Annotated in this window: 18 protein-coding genes; 8 read left to right on the plus strand and 10 right to left on the minus strand. The window is 70.5% G+C overall.

The window, feature by feature from the left end; genetic code table 11:
• Positions 1-169 precede the first annotated feature (169 nt).
• Entirely contained in the window at positions 170-1,660 is a 1,491-nt protein-coding gene (locus AC3AGO_RS01210; protein ID WP_487818180.1) for an NCS1 family nucleobase:cation symporter-1, read from the plus strand.
• Positions 1,661-1,725: 65 nt separating this feature from the next.
• Positions 1,726-2,454 (plus strand): aspartate/glutamate racemase family protein, encoded by a 729-nt coding sequence (locus AC3AGO_RS01215; RefSeq protein WP_487818181.1) that lies wholly within the window; start codon positions 1,726-1,728, stop codon positions 2,452-2,454.
• A gap of 100 nt (positions 2,455-2,554) precedes the next feature.
• On the opposite strand, the gene AC3AGO_RS01220 is transcribed toward AC3AGO_RS01215, so the two are convergent.
• Together AC3AGO_RS01220 and AC3AGO_RS01225 are read right to left on the minus strand one after the other, a co-directional pair.
• On the minus strand, positions 2,555-2,995 hold the full coding sequence (locus tag AC3AGO_RS01220; RefSeq protein ID WP_487818182.1) for a DUF2752 domain-containing protein: 441 nt from the start codon (positions 2,993-2,995) through the stop codon (positions 2,555-2,557).
• 5 nt (positions 2,996-3,000) lie between these two features.
• Positions 3,001-3,483, minus strand: coding sequence for a CD225/dispanin family protein (locus AC3AGO_RS01225; RefSeq protein WP_487818183.1), 483 nt, complete (start codon positions 3,481-3,483; stop codon positions 3,001-3,003).
• Between the two features lie 688 nt (positions 3,484-4,171).
• Here AC3AGO_RS01225 and AC3AGO_RS01230 point away from each other — a divergent pair.
• Together AC3AGO_RS01230 and AC3AGO_RS01235 are read left to right on the plus strand one after the other, a co-directional pair.
• Positions 4,172-4,987 (plus strand): class I SAM-dependent methyltransferase, encoded by an 816-nt coding sequence (locus AC3AGO_RS01230; RefSeq protein ID WP_487818184.1) that lies wholly within the window; start codon positions 4,172-4,174, stop codon positions 4,985-4,987.
• Positions 4,988-5,042: 55 nt separating this feature from the next.
• On the plus strand, positions 5,043-6,476 hold the full coding sequence (locus AC3AGO_RS01235; RefSeq protein WP_487818185.1) for a salicylate synthase: 1,434 nt from the start codon (positions 5,043-5,045) through the stop codon (positions 6,474-6,476).
• Here the strand turns inward: AC3AGO_RS01235 and AC3AGO_RS01240 are convergent.
• From AC3AGO_RS01240 to AC3AGO_RS01270, 7 genes are all read right to left on the minus strand, one after another.
• Entirely contained in the window at positions 6,461-7,465 is a 1,005-nt protein-coding gene (locus AC3AGO_RS01240; RefSeq protein ID WP_487818186.1) for a DUF3048 domain-containing protein, read from the minus strand. The two genes, AC3AGO_RS01235 and AC3AGO_RS01240, sit on opposite strands and share 16 nt — an antisense overlap.
• Positions 7,466-7,569: 104 nt before the next feature.
• Positions 7,570-8,346 (minus strand): IclR family transcriptional regulator, encoded by a 777-nt coding sequence (locus AC3AGO_RS01245; protein ID WP_487818187.1) that lies wholly within the window; start codon positions 8,344-8,346, stop codon positions 7,570-7,572.
• 211 nt (positions 8,347-8,557) lie between these two features.
• Positions 8,558-9,544 carry a PDR/VanB family oxidoreductase gene (locus AC3AGO_RS01250; protein ID WP_487818188.1) on the minus strand — a complete coding sequence of 329 codons (987 nt, stop codon included), beginning with the start codon at positions 9,542-9,544 and terminating at the stop codon, positions 8,558-8,560.
• Positions 9,544-9,828 carry a hypothetical protein gene (locus AC3AGO_RS01255; protein WP_487818189.1) on the minus strand — a complete coding sequence of 95 codons (285 nt, stop codon included), beginning with the start codon at positions 9,826-9,828 and terminating at the stop codon, positions 9,544-9,546. Before AC3AGO_RS01255 ends, AC3AGO_RS01250 begins: the two co-directional genes overlap by 1 nt.
• Positions 9,825-10,946 carry a Rieske 2Fe-2S domain-containing protein gene (locus AC3AGO_RS01260; protein ID WP_487818190.1) on the minus strand — a complete coding sequence of 374 codons (1,122 nt, stop codon included), beginning with the start codon at positions 10,944-10,946 and terminating at the stop codon, positions 9,825-9,827. Before AC3AGO_RS01260 ends, AC3AGO_RS01255 begins: the two co-directional genes overlap by 4 nt.
• A 178-nt stretch (positions 10,947-11,124) precedes the next feature.
• On the minus strand, positions 11,125-11,742 hold the full coding sequence (locus tag AC3AGO_RS01265; RefSeq protein ID WP_487818191.1) for a dihydrofolate reductase family protein: 618 nt from the start codon (positions 11,740-11,742) through the stop codon (positions 11,125-11,127).
• A 103-nt stretch (positions 11,743-11,845) separates the two neighbouring features.
• Positions 11,846-12,778: an MBL fold metallo-hydrolase gene (locus tag AC3AGO_RS01270; protein WP_487818192.1), complete on the minus strand. Its 933-nt coding sequence runs from the start codon at positions 12,776-12,778 to the stop codon at positions 11,846-11,848.
• Between the two features lie 265 nt (positions 12,779-13,043).
• Here AC3AGO_RS01270 and AC3AGO_RS01275 point away from each other — a divergent pair, with 265 nt between their 5' ends.
• From AC3AGO_RS01275 to AC3AGO_RS01290, 4 genes are all read left to right on the plus strand, one after another.
• Positions 13,044-13,631 carry a TetR/AcrR family transcriptional regulator gene (locus AC3AGO_RS01275; protein ID WP_487818193.1) on the plus strand — a complete coding sequence of 196 codons (588 nt, stop codon included), beginning with the start codon at positions 13,044-13,046 and terminating at the stop codon, positions 13,629-13,631.
• 139 nt (positions 13,632-13,770) lie between these two features.
• On the plus strand, positions 13,771-14,832 hold the full coding sequence (locus tag AC3AGO_RS01280) for a YihY/virulence factor BrkB family protein (RefSeq protein WP_487818194.1): 1,062 nt from the start codon (positions 13,771-13,773) through the stop codon (positions 14,830-14,832).
• Between the two features lie 95 nt (positions 14,833-14,927).
• Positions 14,928-15,347, plus strand: a complete 420-nt coding sequence (locus AC3AGO_RS01285) for a phage holin family protein (RefSeq protein ID WP_487818195.1) — start codon at positions 14,928-14,930, stop codon at positions 15,345-15,347.
• The gene (locus AC3AGO_RS01290; protein ID WP_487818196.1) at positions 15,344-15,814 is read left to right on the plus strand and encodes a DUF3618 domain-containing protein; all 471 of its coding nucleotides are present in this window, start codon (positions 15,344-15,346) and stop codon (positions 15,812-15,814) included. Before AC3AGO_RS01285 ends, AC3AGO_RS01290 begins: the two co-directional genes overlap by 4 nt.
• Before the next feature lie 29 nt (positions 15,815-15,843).
• Here the strand turns inward: AC3AGO_RS01290 and AC3AGO_RS01295 are convergent, their stop codons facing one another.
• Positions 15,844-16,818: a hypothetical protein gene (locus AC3AGO_RS01295; RefSeq protein ID WP_487818197.1), complete on the minus strand. Its 975-nt coding sequence runs from the start codon at positions 16,816-16,818 to the stop codon at positions 15,844-15,846.
• Positions 16,819-17,086: the final 268 nt, after the last annotated feature.

The following is a 17,086-nucleotide window of genomic DNA, read 5'->3' on the forward strand; positions in this document are numbered from 1 at the left end:
CCGATGCCCTGTCCCCGGCACTGTCCCGGCACTGAGTGACAGGGCATCGTCGCCGGTCATCGCCCGATTCGATGGCCGGAACCTATTGACCCCCGCTGGCACGCATCCGTAGCCTCCCGTTCTGCCAGTAGGAAACTACATTTCACATGTTGGAAATTTGGAGGCTTGCATGACCGCCGTGCAGGACGGGTCGCCACCAGATACGAGCAGCGCAAGCCTTCCGACGAGTCCGGAGCTGTATACCTATGACCTCGCGCCCACGAAGCGTGAGGGGCGCCCGTGGGGCGCGTACAACGTCTTCACCCTGTGGGGGAACGACGTCCACAGCCTGGGCAATTACGCGTTCGCCATCGGGCTGTTCGCACTCGGGCTGAGTGTATGGCACATCCTGGCGGCCTTCGTTCTGGCCTCGGCCCTGCTGTTCCTGCTGCTCACGCTGTCCGGGTACATGGGGCACAAGACGGGCGTGCCGTTCCCCGTGATGAGCCGGATCGCCTTCGGCATCAAGGGCGCGCAACTGCCGGCCATCGTGCGCGGCGCGGTCGCCATCGCCTGGTTCGGCATCCAGACCTATCTCGCCTCCTCCGTGCTGCGCACCCTGCTGGAGTCCCTCTTCCCCGGGCTGCGCTCGCTGGACGGCAATTCGATCCTCGGCCTCTCCACGCTGGGCTGGATCACCTTCCTGGTGCTGTGGGTCGTCCAGGTGCTGATCGTCAGCTACGGGATGCACGTCATCCGGAAGTACATGGCCTTCGCGGCGCCGGTCATCCTCATCACGATGACGGCCCTCGCCGTCTGGATGTTCGTCAAGGCCGGCGGCTCGATCGCGATGTCCACCGGACACGCCCCCTCGGGCGGTGCGGCATGGCTGCACATCTTCGAGAGCGCGGCACTGTGGGTCGTCATCTACGGCACGTTCGTGCTCAACTTCTGCGATTTCACCCGCTCCGCGAAGAGCCGCGGCTCGATCGTGCGGGGCAACCTGATCGGCATTCCCGTCAACATGCTGTTCTTCGGCGGCATCGTCGTCGTCCTCAGCGGGGCGCAGTTCAAGCTGAACGGCCGTGTCATCACGAGCCCGACCGACATCGTGCAGACGATCCCGAACCAGATCTTCCTGGTGGCCGCCTCCCTGGCGCTGATCGTGCTCACCATCGCGGTGAATCTGCTGGCCAACTTCGTGGCGCCGATCTACGTACTGGTCAATCTCTTCCCGAAGAAGCTCAACTTCCGCCGCAGCGGCCTGGTCAGCGCCATCATCGGCCTCGTCATCCTGCCGTGGAACCTCTACAACAACCCCGACGTGGTCAACTACTTCCTCGGCGGTCTGGGCGCGCTCCTGGGCCCGGTCTTCGGCGTGGTCATGGCCGACTACTGGCTGCTCCGCAGGAGCCACGTCAACGTGCCGGACCTCTACACCCAGGACCCGCAGGGCGAGTACTTCTACCGCGGCGGCATCAACATGAAGGCCGTAGGGGCCTTCGTCCCCTCCGCCCTCATCGCCGTGGTCATCGCCCTCGTCCCGTTCTTCAAGGACGTGGCAGGCTTCTCCTGGTTCTTCGGAGCGGGCATCGCGGCGCTGATCTACTTCGTCATCGGGGCCCGCGGGAAACACTTCCAGGACGTCGACGGCGAATCCCTCGCCGTCGACAGCGAGTGACAGCCCCCGCGGCACCGGACCACCCGGGGCACCTCCCCCACGGCACCAGCAGAGAAAGTCGGACCATGCGCATCCTCGTCGTCAACGTCAACACCACCGAGTCGATGACCAAGAGCATCGGTGAGTCGGCCGCGAGCGTCGCCTCCCCGGGTACGGAGATCGTGCCGCTCACCCCGCTGTTCGGCGCCGACTCCGTCGAGGGCAACTACGAGAGCTACCTCGCCGCCGTCGCGGTGATGGAGACCGTGAAGGCGTACCCGGAGCCGTTCGACGCCGTCATCCAGGCCGGCTACGGCGAACACGGCCGCGAGGGCCTCCAGGAACTCCTCGACGTACCCGTCGTCGACATCACCGAAGCCGCGGCCAGTACCGCGCAGTTCCTCGGTCACAAGTACGCCGTCGTCACCACCCTCGACCGGACCGTGCCGCTGATCGAGGACCGGCTCAAGACGGCCGGGCTCACCGACCGCTGCGCGGGCGTACGGGCCAGCGGCATGGCCGTACTCGACCTGGAGCGGGACCCCGAGGCGGCGGTCGAGGCCATCGCCGAGCAGTCCGTACGGGCCGTCGAGGACGACAAGGCCGAGGTCATCTGCCTCGGCTGCGGCGGCATGGCGGGTCTGACGGAACGCGTCGTCGAACGTACGGGAGTGCCCGTCGTCGACGGTGTGGCCGCGGCGGTGACCATCGCCGAGTCCCTCGTCCGCCTCGGCCTCACCACGTCCAAGGTCCGCACCTACGCCACCCCGCGGCCCAAGACGTTCACCAACTGGCCGCCGCGCGCCGAACGCTGAACGCTGCGTTCCCCGCGCCCCTTTCACGGACAAGGGGCGCGGGGAACTGCGCACGTAGGGGCGCGGGGAACTGCGCAAACCACAGCGCAACCGCAGTCGCTCACGGCAAAGCCAACACCGCACGCAGGGGCGGGAGGTTGCGCACTACGGTCCACGCGAACAGTGCCGCCAGGATCGCCGGCCCCACCCACCGACGCCGCGCCGCAGGCGAAGGCCCCAGCCCGCGCACGCCCCGCACCCACCCGTACAAAAGCACCGGCAACGCGGCCAAAAAGGCCGCATTGTGCCCCCACGCCTCCCCCGCCTGACCCGTCATCAGGTCGTGCAGCGCGCGCAGCGACCCGCAGCCCGGACACGACCAGCCGGTCACCGCCCTGAAGGGGCACGACGGGAAGTGCCCGGGATCGTGCGGATCGACGACGGTGACCCACACCGTCAGCGTCACCAGCCCGGCCGCGGCCGCCCACGCCTGGACACGGACGTCCCGCAGGACGCGGGCATCCCGCAGCACGTGGACGATCCGCAGCGCGCCGCGGCGCATCCGCGCTAGATGCCTGTCACGAGGACGACGAGGAAGAAGAAGACCCCGATCCCAGCGCTGATGAGGGACCACAACCTGGCCCTGTCCGAGGCCACTTGGGCACCCCGGAGGTCCCCCATGTTCAGCTTCGACGTCACCTGTGTGGAGAAGACGATGGCGGCGATGCCGGTCGGCAGGAAGCACAGCAGCGTCGTCAGGATGGACCACACCAGATACGTGGGCGGCGCTCCCCCGACCCGCCCCTGGCCCGGGTAGCCGTAGCCCGGCTGCCCCGGCTGCTGGTACTGCCCCGGATACCCCTGGCTCGGCGGCTGCTGGTACGGCTGCCCGGGCCAGGTCTGCCCCGACTGCTCCTCGTACGGCCCGCCGTACGGCTGCTGCTGGTACGGGGGCTGCTGTGGCGGCTGCTGCCCCTTGCCGGGCTCACCGCCCTGTGTTCCCGATCCCCAGTCGTCTCCGGAGGTGGGACCTTGCGGAGGATTGGTCATGACTCTGCCCCCTCATGTCGCTGTACACGGACGATGCGACCTGCACGCCCTGCGCACCGGTTCCGGATCTGACGGCGGTGCTGCGGGCGGGAGTTGCGGACGGGCGCTGACGACGGGACGAGGACCCGACGGCCCTCCGCCAGAACAACGGCACGAGCCGCCCGGACAGCGGCACGAGCCGCCGGGACTGCGGCGCGAGGTGGGGCCCCACGGGAGCGCGCCGTACCCGTACGGGAATCCCCTCGGGCGCGGCTGGGCTCCGGTCCCCGGCCGCTGAACAGCCTTGCGTGTCCTGCCGGTTCGGTGTCAGTGGCCGCCTCGACCGCGTCGAGACGGAATCGAAGATCCCCCATGGCTTCGTCTCCCCGCCCCGCCCTCACGGGCTGCCCTCATGCTAGCCGCGAACCCGCCCCCTGCAGCCGCCCCGCCCACCAGATCCCCCACGAATACGCCAACACGACGCAAAGCACTGGCGGGGCCGCACTCGCCAACGCTCGGAGCTCACAGGCACGTTCACGCACTGTGCGCCACCTCGCCCCGAACATGCGTTCAACGCGTTCAACATGTCCGGTCCCCGAATGGCTTCCGCGCCCCGCGGCCCTGCTCGTGTACTGGGCCGCAGGGCCCCTCATATGGGTCTCCGCCGATTCCCGCAGCGACTGAGACGCAGAAGGGGATGTGGAAGGGCGTGCACAGCTCCCCCGCACAGACCACGGACCGGTATCTCTTCGACAACAGCGCCGCCGAATCGGCAGCGCAGCGCTTCACCGCCCTCGAGGCGTGCTACGACGCGGTCTCCCGTCTCCATCTCACACGCACCGGCGTGGGCCCGGGCTGGCACTGCCTGGAAGTCGGCGGCGGCAGCGGCTCCTTGGGAACGTGGCTTGCCGACCGGGCCGGCCCGTCCGGAGAGGTCGTCGTCACCGACATCGCGCCGGCCACAGCCGCGCCCGCACAGCGGCACGACAACCTCCGCGTCATCCAGCACGATGTCGTCCACGACTCCCTTCCCGAGAGCGAGTTCGACCTCGTACACGCTCGCCTGGTCCTGCTGCATCTGCCCCAACGCCGCGATGTCCTCCGGCGGTTGATGCGTGCCCTGAAGCCCGGAGGCCATCTGGTGCTGGAGGAGTTCGACTGCGGCCACCTGCCGGTACTGCACGGTCCGGACGGTGCCGACGCCCTGTTCGAGCGGGTGCACGGCACGCTGATGAAATGCCTCTCCGACGCGGGAGCAGACCCGCTGTGGGCCCGTCACGTTCATGGCGCGCTCATCCGCGCCGGCTGCGAGGACGTGCACTCCACCGTCTACGCCGAATCCTGGCAGGGCGGAGGAGTCGGTATCGGCCTGCACTCCGCCAACACGGTCCAGGCACGCCCTGAACTGCTGGACGCCGGCCTCACCGAGGACGAGCTCGTGGCCTTCCTGTATCTGCTCGACGACCCGGATTTCGTCGTCCAGTCCTACCCCCTGGTGTCGGTGCGCGGCCGCCGACCGCACTGAGCGCCGCCCCGTCTGCCTTCTGCCCCGTTTGGAGCCGATCAGCGTGGGTCCCGACATGGCCCCGGAAACACCCGCCACCCGCCCTGCCGCACCACTGCGTTACCTCGAAGCCCGGCTTCCGACAGCGGAATCGCCACTGTTGCTCACCGCCCGGCTCGCCGACTCCGGCTTGTTCGACTCGTACGTGGCGTACGAAGGCCGCGAGGAGTGGTCGTTCGCCGGTGGATCCTTGGCCACCGTCCGGCTCACCGCCGACGCCGCGGAGCTCACCACGGGATCCGGTACGCACCGGGTACCCCATGACGCCGATCTCGCCTCGGTGCTCGAACCCCTGCTCGCGGCCGTCCCCGTGGAGAACTGGCGCGCGTACGGCTGGGCGGCATACGAACTCGCGGACACGGACACGGACACCGCCACGGACACGGCGCTGGCAGAACAGGACTTGCTGCACCTCATGGTGCCCGAGGCCGAGGTACGCATCGGTCACGGCGAGGCCCTCATCCGGGCCGTTCACGAGAGCCAGGTGGATCGTCTCGTGGCCCTCATGAGCTCCCCGGCCGACGGGGCCCGCCCGCCCGCAACGACCGAGGAGGCGGCGGAAGATGACCGCTCCCGCCGTCTCGATGTGCCCGTGGAGGACGGCGGCAACTTCCGCGCCGCGGTGGCCGAAACCGTCCTGGAGATCCAGCGGCACACCCTGGAGAAGGCCGTGATCTCCCGGTCCGTTCCGGTACCCGAACCCGTGGACCTCACCTCCAGTTTCGTCACCGGGCGGCATGCCAACGCGCCCGCCCGTTCCTTCCTGCTCGACCTCGGCGGCATCCGGGCAGCCGGTTTCAGCCCCGAACTCGTCGTGGAAGTCGCCGAGGACGGCCGCGTCACCACCCAGCCGCTGGCGGGAACCCGGGCACGCACCGGCGCCCCGGCCACCGATGCCGCACTCCGTGAAGAACTGCGCACCGACCCGAAGGAAGTCCACGAGCACGCCGTCTCCGTGCGGCTCGCCTGCGAGGAGTTGGGCGACTGCTGCGGCCGTGTGCGGGTGGAGGATTTCATGGAGGTACGGGAGCGCGGCAGCGTCCAGCACCTCGCCTCGACGGTGCGGGGCGAGCTGGCGCCGTCGCGCAGCCCGTGGGCGGCCTTCGAGGCCGTGTTCCCCGCCGTCACCGCCACGGGCATCCCCAAGGAGCCGGCCCGCGCGCTCATCCGGTCCCTTGAGGAGCACGCACGCGGTCTGTACTCCGGCGCAGTCCTGACCTGTGACAGCACCGGCCGGCTGGAAGCCGCCCTGGTGCTGCGGTCCCTCTTCCAGCGGGACGGCAGCACCTGGCTCCAGGCCGGCGCGGGCATCGTCAGCCACTCCCTGCCCGAACGCGAACACGAGGAGACCTGCGAGAAGTTGCGCAGCGTCGCCCCGCATCTGGTGCCCGCCACCGCACCGCCGGGTGCCGCGGCCGGAAGGCGGGCGGCGGGTCAGCGCTGGGCGTAGACGATCCAGAGTTGGCCGGGGGCGAAGGGGATGCGGTGGCCGTCGGGGGCGGTGAAGACCGTGGGGGCTTCGGCGCCGGCGCGTTCCCAGTGGGCGCGGAACGCTTCGCCGTCGCGCAGGATCGTCGCGTCGCCGCTGCCGACGGTCTTGATGTACGGGGTCTTGCCGCTGGAGTCCGGCGGCATGTCCGTCGTCTGGATGACCACGGTCGCTCCGCCGAGGCGTTTGCCCGAGGTGCTCTTGGCGGGCTGGCCGTCGAAGGAGACCAGCCAGCGTTTTTCCTTCGCGGACCAGGTGAAGGTGGTGCGCGCCGAGTCGTAGGCGACGGTGTGCTCCCGGGTTGGTTTGCCGCCCGCGGGCTTGGCGCCGAAGCGGAAGCCGATGTCGGCGCTGTGGGAGGCCCGGGGTGCTTCGGCGAGGACGCGCTCGGGTTTGGCGTACAGGTTGTGCGGGGCCTTGTTGTCGCCGCCGCGGGCGTACGCGCTGGGCACGTCGTCGTGCGAAACCCCGTACAGCGGGGACTTCTTGATGAGGTCCACGACCCCTTCGCGGGCGCCCGAGTACGCCAGCGCGGGCCGGTGGAACATGCGCATCTGCTCCACGTTGTACTCGCGGGCGCTGCGTACAGGGCCCAGGGAGGCGGGCAGCCGGCTGGAGTAGACGGCGAACAGCCGGCTCAGTCCGCCCTCGACCTTCTCGACGCCGACGATGTCCGCGTCCTCCAGTGCGGTGTGCGGCCGGGCGTCCTTGTGGTTGTCGATTTTCACAGCCAGTACGGGTCCGGGCCGCGCCGGCAGGCCGGTGAACGGTGAGGTCCCCTCCTGCGTTCTTCCGGCCGCGCAGGCGGAGGTCATCGACGCGGCTCCCGTCATCCCGGCTCCGGCCAGTACGGCCAGGAGACGGGCGGCGGATCTGCGGGAGACCTCACGGCCGGGTATGTGGGGGTGCGAACTGTCGGAGCCCGTGGGGCCGGTGGAGCGGTCACGCATCAAGGGGCGCCTTCCGTGGGGGCGTTCAGGCGGACAGCTACCTCATCCCCGCCCCGCCCCACCTTCAACACCCCTCGCCCGCCCGCAGGTGAGGGGCTGCCGCGTCACGAGACGGCGGCGCGTACGGGGGCGCCGAGGGAGCGGGAGATGCCGCGGGCCGCGACCTGGACGAGCGGGGCGAGTGCGTGCGGGTTGGCGCGGTCCGCGTGGGCGACCACGGAGACGGCGGCGACAGCCGTGTTGTCGGGGCCGAGGACGGGCGCGGCCACGGACACGGCGTCCATGGTGACCTGCCGGTCGCTGATCGCGACGCCCGTGCGGCGTACTTCGGCGAGGGCCCGCCGGACCTCCTCCGGTGTACAGAGAGTGCGCGGTGTGTGCCGTACGAGGGGCCCTTCGAGGACGCGTTCCTGAACGTCCTGCGGCGCGTGGGCGAGGAGGGCGAGGCCCACACCGGTGGGCGTGAGGTCGAAGCGGCCGCCGACGCGGGTGAGGACGCGGACCGCGTCGCGGCCGGCGAGGCGTTCCACGTACACCACGGACAGGTCCTCGCGGACGGCGAGTTGGACGTTCTCGCGGGTGATGTGCCCGAGGTCGGAGAGGTGCGGCAGCGCGGCCTCGCGCAGGCCGAGGCCGCGCGGGGCGAGGGAGGCGATCTCCCACAGGCGCAGTCCGATGCGGTAGGCGCCGTCCGGCTCGCGCTCCAGCGCGCCCCAGCCGGACAGCTCCTTCACCAGCCGGTGCGTGGTGGTGAGGGGCAGCCCGGCGTGGCGGGAGATGTCGGCGAGGCGCAGTACGGGCCGGGCGGGCGTGAAGGCCTCCAGTACGCGCAGAGCCTTCGCCGTCACGGATGCGGCCTCGCCCGGGACCTCGCGCTGCATGGGAACCTCCTCGCCCGTACGCCGCTCCGCTCCACGGTGAACGGGTGCGCCGCACCGGCAAGCTAGGCAGGGCCCGTGACGGACGTCAATGCAGCGGACGGGAGTCGTACCAGGGCACGGGGCCGGACGGGCGGCCCGGAGCGCGAATTACGGGCCGGGGACGCGCGCCGGAAGCCCCTTGCCGCTTCCCTACAGGTCCAGTACGAGTTCCCTACAGGTCCAGTACGAGCCGGGGTCCCGCGGATCGCGACACGCAGATCATCATCGTGTCGTGCTGTGCCTGTTCGGCCGGCGTGAGGAGGGAGTCGCGGTGGTCGACGGTGCCGGACAGCACCTCCGTCTCGCAGGTGCCGCACGTGCCTTCGCGGCAGGAGGACAGGGGCGTCACCCCGGCCTGTTCGACGGCATCCAGCACGGTCGTGCCGGGCGACACGGTGAGGGTGAGACCGCTCTGCGCCAGCTCGACCTCGAACGCCTCGCCCTCCGCAGCCTCTTGGGGCTTTGCGGCGAACCGTTCGACGTGCAGCGCACCCGCCTCCGGACGATCGGCGCAGCGTTCTTCGACGGCCCGCAGCAGGGGTTCGGGCCCGCAGCAATAGACCGGCGTGTCCGGCGAGTACGCGCCGAGGAGAGTGTCCAGGTCGAGCAGCCCATGGGTGTCCTGCGGACGCAACAGCACGCGGTCGCTGTCTCCTCCGTAGTGTTCGGCGAGCTCGTTACGGAACGCCATGGAGTCGAGGCTGCGGCCGCCGTACACCAACTGCCAGTCGGAGCCCTGCCGTTCGGCCTCGTCCAGCATCGGGAGCAGCGGGGTGATGCCGATGCCGCCGGCGAGGAAGAGGTGGCGCTTCGCGGGTTCCAGGCGGAAGTGGTTGCGTGGCGCGCTGACGTGCACGGTGGCGCCCTCGTACAGGTGGTCGTGAACGTACTGCGAGCCGCCCCGGCTATCCGGTTCGCGCAGAACGGCGATGCGCCAGTGGGTGCGATCGCCCGGCAGGGAGCAGAGCGAGTACTGCCGTACGAACTCCGGCTCCCCGCCGCCGAGATGGACGTCGATGTGTGCGCCGGGTTCCCACGCGGGCAGGGGCGCGCCGTCGGGGTGCCGGAGTTCGAGGGAGACGACGCCGTCGGCCTCGTCACGGCGGCGCGCGACCACGAGGTCGAGTCCGCTGTCGGCGCGGTGGTACGTGCTGGTCATCACGCTTCCTTGAAGGCGGGCTTGCCTGCGGGGGCGGGGTGTACGGGAGCCGGAGCATCGGTGGACGCTTCGCCGCCGGGCCGACCGGAATGGGTGTCGGCGTGCGTGTCGGGATGAGCGAGCAGCCACTCCCACAGAGCGACGGGCTCCTCGGCCTCCCACGCCTCCCCACACCAGCACCAGCCGCGCAGCCGGTCCGTACCGGGAACCCACACGACCCGGTACACGCTGTCCCCGCCGAGCATCCTGAGGGGTGCCGGGCCGGCGGTGCGTTGCGTACTCAACGGGCAACCGGGGCAGGCGCGTTGGAGCGAGCGGCGGCGGCGTCGGCTTCTTCGGCAGACGCCCCGGAGGGCGCCTCGTCGGACACCCCCTCCGCGATCAGCCGCCGCAGGATGCGCCGCGCCGCGAGGCCGCCCGTGTCGATGTTGATGCTCAACTCCTGCGTGCCGTCCGGCTCCGAGGCGATGACCTGTTCCAGTTTGTCGAGGGCGACGACGTCCTGGAGGACCACCGTGCGGTTGTTCTCGTGGAGGAAGTCGGTGACTTCCTGGTCGTCGAGGGCGAAGTCACGGGCCACGGCCCAGAAGTCGTGTGTGGTGTGCTCGGTCTCGGGGGTGATCGCGTAGACGACTTCGACGTGGAAGGCGTCCGGGTCGCTGCCGTCGGCGTGCGGGAGGACGCCGACGGGTGCGATGCGCGAGTGGAGGAGGTAGAGGCAGGGGGCCAGGTATTCGATGTCCTGCCAGCGGGTGATGCGGCCCTCGATGCCCGTCGACTGGGCGTAGAAGGGCGGGCAGGCCGCGTCGTCCATGTGCCGGCTGACGCGCACGACGCCCGCCTGGTCGTCGACTTCGGTGGTGATGGGGGTCTCGGCGACTTCGGGCGTGCCGATGTAGCCGCCGTGCAGGTATGTCTCGTGGGAGAGGTCGAGGAGGTTGTCGACGAGGAGGCTGTAGCGGGCGGCGAGGGGTTCCCGGCCGCGGACGGTGGTGTATCCGGGATCGGTCAGCCAGGGCGCGCGCGGGATGCGCGTCGCGTCGGCCTTGTCGCTGTCGCCGATCCACACCCACACGAAGGAGTCCTGCTCCACGACCGGGTAGGTGGTGAGGCGGGCGGTGCGCGGCACCCGTTTCTGGCCGGGCACGCTCACGCACACGCCGTCCGCGCCGTATGTGAAGCCGTGGTAGCCGCACACCACCGTGTCGCCCTCGATGCGGCTGGGTTTCTCCGACAGCGGGAACCGGCGGTGTACGCAGCGGTCGGCCATGGCGGTGACGTCACCCGCCTCGGTCCGCCACAGCAGGAGGGACTCGCCGCACACGGTACGGGTGAACAGTTCCCTTCCGACCTCACTGCCGTAGGCCGCGACGTACCACTGGTTGCGTGCGAATGACGTCATCGTCAACTCCCTTGCGCGCTGGCCGCTTCCGGCCACGGGGGCCGGGGAAACGCCCTCAGCGTCGCGGCAGGGCACCGCCCGGACCAGCCCGGTTTCCGCTGAACGGAAGGCCGCACGCGCAGCGGCCCTGTGACTCGCCCGAGGGGACAGCGCCAGGGAGCAGGGCACCGCCCCGCCGCTACACCTCCACGCCGTACGTGCCGAACTGCGCCTCGCCCGCCGTCTCGTAGACGTGGATCGTCAGTCCTGCCGATGTCGTCTCGTTGCGCAGCAGCCGCAGTCCGGCGGGGGCGCCGCCGTCGGGGAACAGCCGGCGGCCCTCGCCGACCACGACGGGGGCGATCACCAGCCGCAGTTCGTCGATGAGTCCCGCTGCCAGCAGGGACTGGGCCAGCCGCGCGCTGCCGTGGATCTGCAGCTCCCGGCCGGAGCGCCGCTTCAACTCGGCGACCTGGGCGGGGACATCGCCGGAGAGAATCGTCGTCGGCGACCAGGTGGCGTCGGTCAGGCTGTGTGAGGCCACGTATTTCGGCAGGCCGTTGAGGGTCTCGGCGAACGGGTCGTCGGGGTCGGTGACCTTCGGCCAGTCCCGCGCGAAGTTCTCGTACGTACGGCGCCCGAAGAGGAACGCGTCCGCCCCCTCGATCCAGCGCGCGGCCTGCCGCACGAAGTCCTCCTCCAGGTGCGGCACGAACCAGCCGCCGCGGGTGAACCCGCCGCTGGTGTCCTCGTCCGGGGCGCCGGGCCCCTGGCAGACACCGTCCAGCGACAGGAACTCCGTCAGGATCAGCCTCATCGCTCTCACCTCTCGCTTCTCGCCGAATCACGTGTGCGGTCCGGGACGCGCGCCGCCCCGGGAGGTAGACGCGGCGAGGCGCGCGAATTCATCGTCGCGCAGGTCAGAGCTTGTCGGCGGGTACGGGAGCGAGCCGGTAGCCGGTGCCGTCGGAGAGAACGCGACCGGCGGTCGGGGGCGGGAAGTGGGTGCCCAGGAGCAGCGCGTCGGTGCCGGCGAGGTCGTCGAGGAGGGCGCGGCGGCTGCGGGTGGCCAGGGCCGGGTCGATGTCGACGCAGCTGCTGATGCCGGGGTGGCTGAGCTGTACGGGGTGGTGCACGCAGTCGCCGGTGACCACGGCGCGCCGGCCGCCACTGGAGAGCTCCACGGCGACCTGGCCCGGGGTGTGGCCGGGCGTGGGCAGCAGTCGGATGCCGGGTGCCACGTCGGCGCCGGCGTCCGGTACGTCGATCAGGTCGAGCTGCCCGGCGTCGCGGACCGGGTGGACGGAGTCGCGGAACATCTGCCGGCGGGGCTCGTCCATGTCGGCCGCCGCCCAGTGGTCCCACTCCGTACGGGAGGTCAGGTAGCGGGCACGGGGGAAGGTCGGCACCCAACTGCCGTCTTCCTCGCGGGTGTTCCAGCCGACGTGGTCGGTGTGCAGGTGGGTGAGGAGGACGAGGTCGACGGTCTCGGGGGCGAAGCCGGCCGCGGTGAGCCGCTGGAGATAGGGAGTGTCCAGCTGGTGCCAGGCGGGATTGGCGCGGGTCTTGCCGTTGCCGACGCCGGTGTCGATGACGACGCGCAGGCCGTTCACCTCGACGGCGAAGCTGTGACTGTCCAGATGCAGTACGCCGTCGGGTCCGGCGAAGTCCGGCTGGAGCCACGGGGCGGTGCGTACGGTCTCGGGCGTGGCGTCGGGCAGCAGCCAGGCTCCGGTCGGCGCGGGGAACGCCGTTTCGTCGACGCGGTGGACGAGCAGCTCGCCGACGGTCCAGGCGGGTGCGGCGTACGAGGCGGTGGTCTCGGGTGCTTGCTGGGGTGTGACGGGGGTCAACTGGGGCTCCTTGAACGGGCGATCGAGCCGTACGGGCGGGCGGGCGAAGAGCCGCACCGGGGACAAACGCACAAGATTGGCTTTAGTGGCACGCTACGCCGCCCACTCCGCTCACGCAAATATTGAGCTTTTAGCGGTGAGCGGCGAGCCCGAGGCGGCACCGCACGGCAGGCCCCGAACGGGACTTCCGGCGAGGGAGCGGCGTACAGGGCGCCCGTGGCACCGGCATCCCGCTGGGCAATCCCTTTGCGTTAAGGTGAGGATCATGAGTCCCAGACCAGCGGCCCGCCCCGGAGGCCGCAGCGCGCGCGTACAGCAGTCGGTGCACGCGGCGGTGCGCGAGCTCCAGGCCGAGCACGAGCAGAGCGGACACGGCCGGGCGGATCTCACCGTTCCGCAGATCGCCCAGCGCGCCGGCGTCACCCCCTCGACGGTGTACCGCCGTTGGGGAGATCTGCAGGAGCTGCTGTCGGATGTCGCGGTGGAGCGGCTGCGCCCCGAGACTCCCCCGGACGATCTCGGGAATCTCCGCGCGGACCTGGAGCACTGGGCGGTGGACTTCCTGGAGGAGATGTCGTCCCAGCCGGGCCGGATCTACATCCGGGACGCGCTCGCCGGGGACCCCGACGGCAGCAATGCCGGACAGTGCTCCGCGTACGCCGTGGATCAGGTCGAGACGATCCTGACCCGCGCCGCGCAGCGCGGCGAACACGTACCGGACACCGACACGGTCATGGACCACGTCGTGTCCCCGATGATGTACCGCATCCTCTTCCGTCCGGGCCTCCTCGACGCCCAGTACGCCCGCGATCTGGTCGCCACCGTCTTCTACCGGCTCATGCCGCTGCCGTAACTCCCGGCCCGGAAACGGGTGTTCGCGCGGCCGGCGCACCGGGTGTCCGCATTCCCGCCTTCTCCCCCGGCCCCGGAGCAGGCGCACAGAGGGCAGTCGACGGCGGCATGGACGGGCCGAGCCCGGAGACTCCGGTGGAATGGTATCGACGTCGAAACGGCATGGAAGGCACGGCCGGCACAGCGCGGCCGTGCGGACGGCCGGGACCGCGCGGGCACCTGAGGCCGGGCCGGATGAACAGGTGGAGCGGCAGGCGCCGGACACTCCGACGGATCTGCCCAAGCGCTCCTGGGCTGCGGTGCTGAAAGGCACCGTGAAGGAGTTCAAGAAGGACGAGCTGACCGACCGGGCCGCGGCGCTGACCTACTACGGGATCCTGGCGCTCTTCCCGGCACTGCTGGCACTGATCTCGCTGCTCGGGGTCGCCGGGCAGTCGGCGTCACAGCAAGTGCTGGGCAACATCCAGCGCCTGGCCCCGGGCGCGGCGCGGGATGTCCTGCGCAACGCCGTGCAGCAGATGCAGGGCAGCGCCGGTTTCGGTTCGGTCGTGGCGATCGCGGGTCTGGCGCTGGCGGTGTGGTCGGCCTCCGGATATGTCGCCGCGTTCATCAGGAGCGCCAACGTGGTCTACGACGTTCCGGAGGGCCGCCCGGTATGGAAGGTGCTGCCCGTCCGCGTCGGCGTGACGGTGGTCCTGATGGTCCTGGCCGTGGTCAGCGCGGTGATCGTCGTCTTCACCGGCGGCCTGGCCCATCAGGCCGGCTCCGCGCTGGGGGTCGGCGGCACGGCGCTCACGGTGTGGTCGGTCGCGAAGTGGCCGGTCCTGCTGGTACTGGTCACGATCATGATCGCGATCCTGTACCGGGCGACGCCGAACGCGAGGGTACGCGGCTTCCGTTGGATCACGCCGGGCAGCTTCCTGGCACTGGTGATCTGGATGGTCGCCTCTGCCGGGTTCGCGGTGTACGTGGCGAACTTCGCCTCGTACAACAAGACTTACGGCGCCTTCGCCGGCGTCATCATTTTCCTGGTGTGGCTGTGGATCACGAATCTGGCGATTCTGCTCGGCCTGGAATGTGACGCGGAGATGGCCCGCCGGCGCGCCGTCGCGGGTGGTCACCCAGCCGGGGAGGAGCCGTACGTCCAGCCGCGCGACACCCGGAAGTGGGACGAGGACGACCGGCGACGTCTCGAATCCTGAGGTGCTGGGCGGCGCCCCTCCCCCTCGGGCTGTGATGCGCCGCTGCGGGGGTACTGGGACAGCCGGAATCCCCGACGAAGGGCGTGTGAGCACTCATGACGACAGACAGCTCCCACCGCACCGGTGACGGAGCACAGGAGCAGATGGGCGACCTGGTGCAGCGTGCTTCGCAGCAGTTGTCGCAGCTGGTCCGCGACGAAATGCGCCTGGCACAGGCGGAGATGACCGAGAAGGGCAAGCGGTTCGGCAAGGGCGGTGGCCTGTTCGGCGGCGCCGGGGTGATGGGTGTGCTCACCCTGCAGGCGCTGGCAGCCACCGCGATCGCCGCCCTCGCGCTGATCATGGACGTGTGGGTGGCGGCGCTGATCGTCACCGGCGTTCTGGCCGCCGTCACCGCGCTGATGGCAGCTCTCGGCAAGCAGCAGGTCGGCAAGGCGTCCCCGCCGACGCCCGAGCGGACGGTGGACAGCGTCAAGGCCGATGTGGCCGAAATCAAGGAGAGGGCACGGCGATGACCGAGAACAAACCGCACACGGGCGCGGAGACCCCGCCTTCCCCCGACCAGCTGCGTGAGCAGGTCGAGGCGACCCGTGAGCAACTCGGCGAGACCATCGAGGCGCTCGCGGCGAAAACCGACGTCAAGAGCCGCGTCCAGGAAAAGGCGACGGCCGTCAAGCAGCAGGCCGCCGAGAAGACCACACAGCTCAGGGCCCAGCTGCAGGACAAGGCCGCACACACGGCACACGCCGTGCAGGACAGGACTCCGGAACCGGTGCGCACCAAGGCCGCCGCGGCCACCGGGCACGTCCGGACCAAGGCCGTGAACGCCGCGGAGACGGCCCGGTACAGGGCACCGGAACCGGTGCGCGAGAAGGCCGGCCAGGGCGCGCAGGCGGCTCGCGCCCACCGCGGTCCGCTGCTCGCCGCGGGTGGCGCGCTCATCGCGCTGCTGCTCGTCCGCCGCTTCAGGAGGCACCGGTGAACACCTCGCCCTGACGGCCGCGGCCGTGGTCAGTGGGCATGGCCGGCTTCCTTGCCGGCGTTCTCGGCGTGGCCGCCCGGTTCGGTGACGCTGCCGCCGTCGACGGTGAAGGCGGCCGTGCGCACCGTGCCCTCGTGCTTGAAGTCGAGGAAGAGCCGGTACGTGCCCGCGCTCGGCGTCGTCGCGGTGAACGACACCCCGGGGCCGGGCCGGGTCTTGCCGTCGCCCGGTTCGCCGTTGGGGTGGACGTGCAGATAGGCGAGGTCGCCTGAACGCAGTGCGACGAGGTGTCCGTAGGCGCCGAGGTAGGGCTGGAGGTCTCGTACGGGGGTGCCGTTCTTGCTGACGCGCAGCGTCACTCCGTTCGCCGCGCCGGGGCGCAGCTTCCCGTCGAGCGTCACCTCGTAGCCGTCGCCGGCGTCCGCCGTCGCGCGCTGCACGGGCAGGGCTGCCGGCTTGTACGTGCCGGAGGCGGCGAGGTCCGCGCCGAGCGTCAGGCCTTCCTTCGCACCCTCGGGCGTGAAGTCGGCGAAGACGCGGTAGCCGCCGGCCTTGGGCAGTTCGGCGGGTACGGACCAGGTGCCGTCGGCGGCGCGGGTCGGGTGGAGGTGGCGGTAGACCGTGAGGTCGCGGGAGGCGACGATCAGGTGCAGTTCCTTGTCGTGCTCGCGTTCGTAGCCGGTCAGGTTCCGCCCTGTGGCGTCGCGTACGACGGTGAAGCGCAGCTCCGCGGGTGAACTCGCGGCGATGCGCGGGGTCTTGAGGTTGAGCGTGTAGCCGCCGTCGGAGGCCTGCAGACCGCCCGGCAGGGCCGCCGCCTTGCCCTCCGCGCCCTCCCCGCCCTCGGTCTTTCCGGCCTTGCCGTCCGCCGTCCCGTGCTTGTCGTGCTGTGCGGGTTCGGCGCGGGACTGCACCGGGTCGACGATCTGGCCCGTTCCGTAGGCGGTGCCGAAGGTCGCGGCGAGGGCGGCGGCAAAGGCGCTGATCTTCAATGCGGTGTGCATGGCGCACATCCCTTCTCCAAGGGCCGCCGAGTGAGCGACCGACGCCATGGACAATACCCCTAGGGGGTATCCAGTCAAGCCCTCCGGGTCACTTGCCATCGATACGGGGTGGGGGTATACATGACCTCATCGTACGTACCCCCAGGGGGTATCGCCACTCTTTCGCAGGAGGACCTCATGGCCTCGGACTGCTGCACCTCCGACGGCAGCTGCCACACCGGCGGGACCGCCCAGGCACAGAGCTCCGCCCCGGCCGACTTCCACGGCC

This window comes from Streptomyces sp. BL1 (assembly GCF_057628045.1).

Excerpts from the sequence above, each read along its gene's own strand:
- AC3AGO_RS01240 (WP_487818186.1), bottom strand. The coding sequence starts at position 7,465 with ATGCGTGACCGCTCCACCGGCCCCACGGGCTCCGACAGTTCGCACCCC.
- AC3AGO_RS01275 (WP_487818193.1), top strand. The coding sequence starts at position 13,044 with ATGAGTCCCAGACCAGCGGCCCGCCCCGGAGGCCGCAGCGCGCGCGTA.
- AC3AGO_RS01235 (WP_487818185.1), top strand. The coding sequence starts at position 5,043 with ATGGCCCCGGAAACACCCGCCACCCGCCCTGCCGCACCACTGCGTTAC.
- AC3AGO_RS01215 (WP_487818181.1), top strand. The coding sequence starts at position 1,726 with ATGCGCATCCTCGTCGTCAACGTCAACACCACCGAGTCGATGACCAAG.
- AC3AGO_RS01250 (WP_487818188.1), bottom strand. The coding sequence starts at position 9,544 with ATGACCAGCACGTACCACCGCGCCGACAGCGGACTCGACCTCGTGGTC.
- AC3AGO_RS01290 (WP_487818196.1), top strand. The coding sequence starts at position 15,344 with ATGACCGAGAACAAACCGCACACGGGCGCGGAGACCCCGCCTTCCCCC.
- AC3AGO_RS01280 (WP_487818194.1), top strand. The coding sequence starts at position 13,771 with ATGGTATCGACGTCGAAACGGCATGGAAGGCACGGCCGGCACAGCGCG.
- AC3AGO_RS01210 (WP_487818180.1), top strand. The coding sequence starts at position 170 with ATGACCGCCGTGCAGGACGGGTCGCCACCAGATACGAGCAGCGCAAGC.
- AC3AGO_RS01285 (WP_487818195.1), top strand. The coding sequence starts at position 14,928 with ATGACGACAGACAGCTCCCACCGCACCGGTGACGGAGCACAGGAGCAG.
- AC3AGO_RS01260 (WP_487818190.1), bottom strand. The coding sequence starts at position 10,946 with ATGACGTCATTCGCACGCAACCAGTGGTACGTCGCGGCCTACGGCAGT.
- AC3AGO_RS01220 (WP_487818182.1), bottom strand. The coding sequence starts at position 2,995 with ATGCGCCGCGGCGCGCTGCGGATCGTCCACGTGCTGCGGGATGCCCGC.
- AC3AGO_RS01225 (WP_487818183.1), bottom strand. The coding sequence starts at position 3,483 with ATGACCAATCCTCCGCAAGGTCCCACCTCCGGAGACGACTGGGGATCG.
- AC3AGO_RS01295 (WP_487818197.1), bottom strand. The coding sequence starts at position 16,818 with ATGCACACCGCATTGAAGATCAGCGCCTTTGCCGCCGCCCTCGCCGCG.
- AC3AGO_RS01265 (WP_487818191.1), bottom strand. The coding sequence starts at position 11,742 with ATGAGGCTGATCCTGACGGAGTTCCTGTCGCTGGACGGTGTCTGCCAG.
- AC3AGO_RS01245 (WP_487818187.1), bottom strand. The coding sequence starts at position 8,346 with ATGCAGCGCGAGGTCCCGGGCGAGGCCGCATCCGTGACGGCGAAGGCT.